Origin of the sequence: Rhizobium sp. GCM10022189 (assembly GCF_042656325.1) — a bacterium.
GTDB lineage: Bacteria > Pseudomonadota > Alphaproteobacteria > Rhizobiales > Rhizobiaceae > Rhizobium.
This window is the reverse complement of sequence record NZ_JBHSOR010000027.1, coordinates 1-7,204: the sequence shown is the minus strand read 5'-3', so window position 1 is coordinate 7,204 and position 7,204 is coordinate 1. Positions and strand designations below refer to the sequence as shown.

Genomic DNA, 7,204 nt, shown 5'->3' with positions numbered 1-7,204 from the left:
ATTCCAAACGCTCATCCACAACAGACCTCGACCGCCAAACCATCCAAACCTCCCGAGAAACCATCTCGGAAGTGTCAGGTATGTCTCCGAACATCTGTCAGGTATGTATCAAGGCCGTACAACAAGGGGGGAGATCGGCCAGAGGCTGGACCTTCGCACCTCACAAACGTCGAGCAGTTTGCAACGCTCATTGTTTGGGGAAACCGGCGCGTCTTGCCAATCTCCCCACCTGTGGGGGAGATGTCCGGCAGGACAGAGGGGGGTGCCCCTCGGCACAACCGCATCAGCAGTCCGCCTCTTCCGGGGCGTCCGAAGGTCCCGGCATGGCAGAACGCGATGCCGGATCAGTCGCTGCCTCCGAAGACGATTGCGTAGAGCCATGTGCCGTCGGCCTGGCGGCGCACGACTTCGGTGCTTCTGGCCGCCATCCTGACCGGTTTGCCGTCGGCGTCGGTGCCGGCCATTTCCCAATCGGAAACCAGCATCGCGGTGGCACCCTCTTCGTCGGGCAGCGCTTTCACCCTGAAGCTGAACCTCGGCCTGAACGCCAGGAACTGCTTCAGCGCCTCCCCTATTTCCGCCCGCCCGCGGGCGGTCCTGCCCGCATCCATGTACCACCGGGCGTCCGGTTCATGCAGGGCCACGCATGTTTCCAGATCGGCGCGGTTCATGGCGTCGAAAAACAGGGCGTCTACGTCTTCCGGTCTTCTGGCCAGCATCTTGCTCTACCTTTGCTGTTGGAGTGGCGGAGGCAGCGATATCACGGGCCTGTTGCCAGCGCTCTGTCAGCATGATGCGCAGGCCGGATCGCAAGAACGGCGAGCGCCGCCGGTTGCGGCTGCCGTCGCGCTATCCCTGTCCCTGCCGGGGGTCCGGCCCGCCGCCCTGCTGCGGCCCGCTCCTGTCGAGCGTTGCCCTCCACCGCGCCATGAGAACCGGCGGGGCCACGGCGAAGTGCTCGTCCAGAACCTCTATGCGGGTGATCCGGTCCGTCCGGAAATTGCGGAAATCGGCGCGAGATTCGCACCAGGCCGCCAGCAGCCTGATGCCCTCGAAATAGCCGATCAGGAACGGCCACACCGTGCGGCGCGTGGCGGCTCCCTGCGCATCGACATAGCCGATGCTGATCTTGCGGCCGGCATGGATCGCCTTTCGCAGCACCGCCAGATCCGCGCCTTCGGCAAAGGGCACCTCCACCGAGCTTGCCTGCACCGCCGGCTGCTCGATGATCTTCTTCAGGGGCTCGGGGACGGCGGCCACGATCTTCGACCGCAGCGCCACGGCGGCCTTCGCCAGCTGCGGGTCGCCGTGGCCGGCAACCCAATGCACGCCGAGCACCAGGGCCTCGACCTCATCGGCAGTGAGCATGAGCGGCGGCAGGTCGAACCCGTCGTCGAGAACGTAGCCGACCCCGGCCTCGCCGCGGATCGGAACCCGCTCCGCCATCAGCGCCGCAAGGTCGCGGTAGATCGTGCGCCTGGACGTCTCCACCTCGGCAGCCAGCCGTTCGGCGGTCACCGGCCCGCGCCCGGTGCGAAGGATCTGGATGATCTGAAACAGCCGCTGGGCGCGCCTCACGAAAAACTCCCCGTCTCACACGTCATGCCGGGTCTCGCACATCATGCCGACCGCGCGGGCTCGGTCATATCAGGCCGCGCCCCGCGCATCCAGCAAGCGCCGATCGGCGAAAAACCGTCCACCGCGACAAAGGAAAAGGCGGCGCCCCGAACCGGAGCGCCGCCTTCGTTCATACAAAAACCGTGACAAGGCAAGGCCCGAAAGCCCCTAGGTCTTCTTCGCCGCCCTGCTCTTCTTCGCGGGCGTCTCGGGGGCGGGCTGGGCAAGCCTCAGCGCACGCAGCTTTTCCGTCTTCTTCTGCCGGGCGGCGGCCTCGCTTTCGAGGATGTCGCGGGCGACGGAGGTCGTCTGCTCGGCCCTCGCCTGCGGCGAAAGTTTCTCGGGCTTGAAGAACGTGTCCTTCGGCTCGGTCATGACTTCTCCTTGCCTTCGGGTCCGCAGGGGCGCGCAGCGTCAGCGGCCACGGCCGACCTTCTTCTTCGGCGCCGGCACCAGGCCTTCGCGCTGCGCCTGCTTGCGGGCGAGCTTGCGGGCGCGGCGGATGGCCTCGCTCTTTTCGCGGGCGCGCTTTTCCGAGGGCTTCTCGTAGGCGCTGCGTTCCTTCATTTCGCGGAACACGCCTTCGCGCTGCAGCTTCTTCTTGAGCACGCGCAGAGCCTGATCGACATTGTTGTCTCGGACGAGTACCTGCAAGTTGTCTCCTTAATCAGCGATTGCTGTCATTTTCTGATGCGGATCGAATTGGCATTGATCCAGCTCGATTTCGGCTTTTCGGGCGCCGCCTGCGCAAGCTTGGGCGGCGAAGGCGATGCCTGGACGTCGATATCGTCCTGGCGGATGCTGCGCTCGAAATTCTCGTTATGGAACCGGACGCGATAATGCACGAAGCCCTGCGCGGCAGGCAGGACGGAGAGAATATGGCCCGAACCCGAGGGCTGGGTGCTGCCGAGCACGCCGTGCTTGAGCACGACCGTGTCGCCCGGCCGGTAACGACGATATGCCATGTCGTTTTACCCTCATGGAATGAAAAATAAAAGGCCGGGACTGCTCCCGACCTTCCCTGGCCCTCGCCTTTTCAGGCCGGGCCTGCGTCAGCGTCTGCGCGCGCCAGTACATCCGTGGTCGCGCGAAGCCGTGACAAATTCTCAGGCGGTGCGCAGGTTGTCGGCCGAGTTCTTGCCCGAGCGACGGTCCTGGACGATGTCGTAGCTGATCTTCTGTCCGTCGGACAGCGAGCGCATGCCTGCGCGCTCGACGGCGGAAATATGGACGAAAACGTCCGTGTCGCCGTTATCGGGCTGAATGAAGCCGAAACCCTTGGTGGCGTTGAACCACTTGACTGTACCTGTATTCATAACGATCTCCTTTCAAAGCAACCGTTGGATTTCCCGCGATACCCTGCGGGCTTGGGTCGATTATTTGGAAGGAAATCTGACGAGAGCGAAATGGCTCCGAAACGACGTCACAAGCAATGGTCGATGAGCGCAATATACGCACAATTTTAGATTTGGCAACCGACAGGAAGGAAAAAACTTCGAATCGGGTGCAGGTTTTTTCTGTAAATATCTGGTTTTCCGGCGATTATTTATTTTCCGCCGATCGCTGGGGATGCGCCTGGTGTCGCCCCGCCCCTCCGGCCGGACGCCACCGCCATATGTCCATATAGCCACGCAGCCCGCCACCATGTAGGACATATCCAGCCGCAAACCCCAACGGGAACCGCCATGCCGACAAAGCCGGTTGAACATGCCGTCACGATCCGCCCCGCCACGCCGGGCGACATGGAAATTCTCGGCGGTTTCGGCGCCCTGCTGGTGGCGCTCCACCACGAGCTTGACGCCAAGCGCTTCATCGAGCCGGGCAAGACGACGCCGCAGCGTTACGGCCATTTCCTGAAAAGCCAGCTCGCCCAGCCCGATGTTATCGTGCTCGTGGCCGAGGCGCAGGGGCGGCTCATCGGTTATGCCTATGCCGCTTCCGAAGGCTTCGACTATATGTCGCTGCGCGGGCCGGCGGGCCTGATCCACGATCTCTTCGTCGATCCCGCCAGCCGCCGCCGGGGCATCGGCCGGCTGCTGATGGAGGCGGCGATGGCCGGGCTGAAATCCATGGGCTGCGAACGCTTCGTTCTCTCCACCGCCCACCGCAACGAGGCCGCCCGCAACCTCTTCGCCGCCATGGGCTTCCGCCCGACCATGGTCGAGATGACCCGCGAGGCGGATACCTGAGCAATTCCAGCAAAAGTGTGTAGCGGTTTTGCGTTCGGAATTGCGGTAGGGAAAAGCGCGATTCCAGCAAAAGTGCGCAGCGGTTTTGCGTCCGGAATTGCGGTAGGGAAAAGCGCAATTCCAGCAAAAATGCGCAGCGATCCAGCCGCCGCAACTGCGCGAAACCATCGCCCGGTCCGCCCGTCCCTCTCCGCCGCCGGTATCCGGCTACCGGATGCGCCGGCCTCCTATATGCGCCATCGCGAATAAAATTGTGCAGTGCGGTTGCGCCGTCTTGCCCTTGCCTTCCCGTGGCGCTTTCTGTGGCTTGCGGATGCGAGGCGGATTCAGGTTCCCTCGCCCTCTTTCCCGGCAGGAGCGGACCATGGCAAAGGCAAGTGAGTTGAAGACCGTGCGGGCGCTTGCGATCGCGCTCAGCGCCGCCCTGCTCTTCAGCGGCGCCGCCCGCTGGCCGGAGCTGCCGCGCTCGGGCTTCCTGACCGGCCGCGGTGCCGCCCCGGAGGACGTTGACAACGGCACGGCGGTCTTTGCCGCCGGCGAGAACGGCCAGGGCTACGGCAAGCCGCTCGATATCGAGATCCCGCAATATGCCTATTTCCGGCAGGAGGACAAATATGTCATCGTCTTGCAGGCGGAGAATTACGACGGCCAGAGCATCATCGGCGCCGAGACGTTCGACGGCGAGAAAGTGGTCGGCCTCATCGACGAATTCGACCTGCTGGGCGTCGAGGCGCGCTAACCCGCCTTCCGCGTCGATCAGCGCAAAAAAAGAGGCACGTCGGGAGAGACGGCCTCCAAGTCGCGTCAAGTTGGCCCAGCTCCACAAGGCCGGCTTCACTTTAGCGCCTGGCCAGCCAGCCGCCACCCCCAATCGGGTGATGTTTTGGCGATTTTCGGCAAAAAGCGAGGCGATTCAAGGGGATTTACGTTAGGTGAGCTGGGTGATCCTGGGGAAGTTCGGGGGGTGAGGTTGTCGCGCGCGGGTGTTCGATTCCATTGTCTGTTGTGCCGTGGGGCACCTCCTCTGTCCTGTCGGGCTGCACGGGTTTCGGCCCGTCGGTGGTCGAGCCTATTGTCTGTTGTGCCGTGTCGCACCCACGGTACAACGCCAACCTTCCTCCACCCGCAATCCACCGACACACCAGAAACACCCCGCCTCCTTCCTCCCGCCATCTTTGCGGGCGAGGAAACGGGCACGCCACTGGGGAGACGCCATGTTCCGCCGCCTGATTGCCCTTGCCCTCTTTCTTGCCGGCGCGCCTGCCGCCGGTGCCACGGATAGCCCGTCGCCCGCCTGCCAGCGCCGGGACTTTGCGGGTGCCGCCTATATCGTCTGCGCCGTCGATCCCGCCAGAGCCGAGCTGCGGCTCTTCTGGAAGGATGCGGCGGGCCGGCCCTATCGGCGGTTTTCGGGCCTTGCCGATGATCTCGCCGCCGGCGGCAAGGCGCTCGTCTTTGCCATGAATGCCGGCATGTACCGCGAGGATTTTTCGCCGATGGGGCTCTACGTGGAGGACGGCCGCGCGCTGGTGCCGGTCAATACGCAGGCGCCGCCGAAGCTTTCCGGCCCGGTGCCGAACTTCTTCAAGCAGCCGAACGGCATCCTCTATCTCGATGCCGCCGGCGCCCATATCCTGCCCACGCCGGATTTCCTGAAGCGCCGGCCGAAGCCGCGCCTTGCCACCCAGTCCGGCCCGATGCTGGTCGTCGAAAACCGCATCAACCCGATCTTCATCCCCGGCTCGGCCGACCGCACGCGCCGCAACGGCGTCGGGCTTGCCGCCGACGGCACGCTCTACTTCGCCATCAGCGAGGCGCAGGTGAATTTCCACGATTTCGCCGGCTTCTTCCGCGACGGGCTGAACTGCAAAAACGCCCTCTTCCTCGACGGCGGAAACGGCACCGGTCTCTACGATCCCGCCCTCGGCCGCAACGACACGTCCTGGCACGGCGGCTACGGGCCGATCGTCGCGCTCGTGGCCGAGAAAGGCAATTAGGGCATTTCCGGCGAAAACGGGTTCGCCTTCAATGCTCCGGCCAAACCGGCTCCCGCTTCCGCCGGAACTGTTTTAGGCCGCCGGCTGCATCGCCATGACCTGCCGCGTCTCGACGATCTCGGCGAAATCGGATTCCAGATGCGCCATCGTCACGTCGAAAATGGCGCGGGCGGAAAGATTGGCGTCCGGCAGGTCGAAGCCGAGCACGGCATCCCGGACGACGCTCATCCTGAAGCCGAGATCGGAGCCGGCGCGCACGGTGGTGTTGACGCAAAAACCGGCGACCGCCCCGGCAACGTAGAGATGGGTGATGCCGACCTCGTGCAGATAGCCCTCAAGCTCGGTGGAGGCGAAGGCCGACGAGGTGGACTTGACGAAGACGGGCTCGTTGTCGCGCGCCTCCGCGCAGGGCATCGGCCGGCAGCCCGGCGCATCCCTGTGCATGGCCGACGCCGGATCGGCCTCCGCATGGCGGACATGGATGACCGGCAGGCGCGCGGCGCGGAAGGCGGCGGCAAGCGCGGCGATATTCTCCCCCGCCTGCCCATTCACATGCTCGCGCCCGGCATCCAGCCGCTCCTGCATGAGCATCTGCATATCGACGATGAGGAGTGCAGTCGCCATGGCCAGCCGGTCCTTTCCGCGCTTGAAGGGCTCTGGCAGAGAGCTCTACCATTTGCGACGTGCCAAGTCGCTCCCGAAATATCGCGATGGGAGCGAGGCGGTGGCGGGGGCTGGCTGGCGGTGCGGGGGGTGGCGGTGAGAGTGCCGTGTCGGGCAGCAGAGGCCGCGGCGGTCTTTGCCGTGAGGCACGAGGCCCGCTTTGGGCAGCGACGCTCCCCTCCCCACCCTCATCCCTGTGCTTGTCACAGGGATCCAGCCTGCCCAAGTCCTTGGGCAGGAGAGACTCGTTTGCTTGCGGCATATGGGAGTCATTCACCGCGCGGACGCGCGGTGGCTGGATTCCTGTGACAGGCACAGGAATGAGGGAGGTTGGGGTGGGCCTCCGGGCAGGACGGTTGCGGGGGATGGGTAGGCACTGTTGGGGTGGTTGGGGTGGGCCTTCCGGCGGAACGGTGGCGAGGGCTGGGCGAGGCATTGCTGGGTGGCGCTGAAAGGGCCGTGTCGGGTGGTAGAGGCTGCGGCGGTCTTTGCCGCCACGCCCGACGCCCGCTTTGGGCAGCGACGCCCCCTCCCCACCTCATCCCTGTGCTTGTCACAGGGATCCAGCCTGCCCAAGTCCTTGGGCAGGAGAGACTCGTTTGCTCGCGGCACATGGGAGTCATTCACCGCGCGGACGCGCGGTGGCTGGATTCCTGTGACAGGCACAGGAATGAGCGACTATCTGATGTGTCAAGTTGCATATTGGAATTCCTTTCGCGCATCTCGTGCTTTTGCGTT

General features: G+C 64.5%; 10 protein-coding genes. 3 read left to right on the top strand and 7 right to left on the bottom strand.

Translation table 11 applies throughout. The features are described from left to right. Positions 1-344: 344 nt before the first annotated feature. The 6 genes from ACFPWW_RS12395 to ACFPWW_RS12370 form a co-directional block, all read right to left on the bottom strand. Complete coding sequence (locus ACFPWW_RS12395; protein WP_112573098.1) at positions 345-719, bottom strand: YybH family protein; 375 nt, start codon at positions 717-719, stop codon at positions 345-347. 130 nt (positions 720-849) lie between these two features. Next, on the bottom strand, positions 850-1,578 hold the full coding sequence (locus ACFPWW_RS12390; RefSeq protein WP_377311856.1) for a helix-turn-helix transcriptional regulator: 729 nt from the start codon (positions 1,576-1,578) through the stop codon (positions 850-852). A 207-nt stretch (positions 1,579-1,785) separates the two neighbouring features. Further along, on the bottom strand, positions 1,786-1,992 hold the full coding sequence (locus ACFPWW_RS12385) for a hypothetical protein (protein ID WP_112706470.1): 207 nt from the start codon (positions 1,990-1,992) through the stop codon (positions 1,786-1,788). Positions 1,993-2,031: 39 nt separating this feature from the next. Next, positions 2,032-2,271, bottom strand: coding sequence for a 30S ribosomal protein S21 (gene rpsU / locus ACFPWW_RS12380; RefSeq protein ID WP_112573104.1), 240 nt, complete (start codon positions 2,269-2,271; stop codon positions 2,032-2,034). A gap of 26 nt (positions 2,272-2,297) precedes the next feature. Beyond that, entirely contained in the window at positions 2,298-2,582 is a 285-nt protein-coding gene (locus ACFPWW_RS12375) for a cold-shock protein (RefSeq protein ID WP_112573106.1), read from the bottom strand. A gap of 141 nt (positions 2,583-2,723) precedes the next feature. Further along, positions 2,724-2,933: a cold-shock protein gene (locus ACFPWW_RS12370; RefSeq protein ID WP_112573109.1), complete on the bottom strand. Its 210-nt coding sequence runs from the start codon at positions 2,931-2,933 to the stop codon at positions 2,724-2,726. A 369-nt stretch (positions 2,934-3,302) separates the two neighbouring features. On the opposite strand from ACFPWW_RS12370, the gene ACFPWW_RS12365 reads away from it, so the two are divergent. The 3 genes from ACFPWW_RS12365 (at position 3,303) to ACFPWW_RS12355 (ending at position 5,803) form a co-directional block, all read left to right on the top strand. Further along, a complete protein-coding gene (locus tag ACFPWW_RS12365) occupies positions 3,303-3,806 on the top strand; it encodes a GNAT family N-acetyltransferase (RefSeq protein WP_112706471.1) in 504 nt (167 codons plus the stop codon). Positions 3,807-4,170: 364 nt separating this feature from the next. After that, the gene (locus ACFPWW_RS12360; RefSeq protein ID WP_112706472.1) at positions 4,171-4,545 is read left to right on the top strand and encodes a hypothetical protein; all 375 of its coding nucleotides are present in this window, start codon (positions 4,171-4,173) and stop codon (positions 4,543-4,545) included. Positions 4,546-5,020: 475 nt separating this feature from the next. Continuing rightward, a complete protein-coding gene (locus ACFPWW_RS12355) occupies positions 5,021-5,803 on the top strand; it encodes a phosphodiester glycosidase family protein (protein WP_377311854.1) in 783 nt (260 codons plus the stop codon). Positions 5,804-5,875: 72 nt separating this feature from the next. Here ACFPWW_RS12355 and ACFPWW_RS12350 read toward each other — a convergent pair whose 3' ends face one another. Next, positions 5,876-6,427 carry an isochorismatase family protein gene (locus ACFPWW_RS12350; RefSeq protein WP_377311853.1) on the bottom strand — a complete coding sequence of 184 codons (552 nt, stop codon included), beginning with the start codon at positions 6,425-6,427 and terminating at the stop codon, positions 5,876-5,878. Positions 6,428-7,204: the final 777 nt, after the last annotated feature.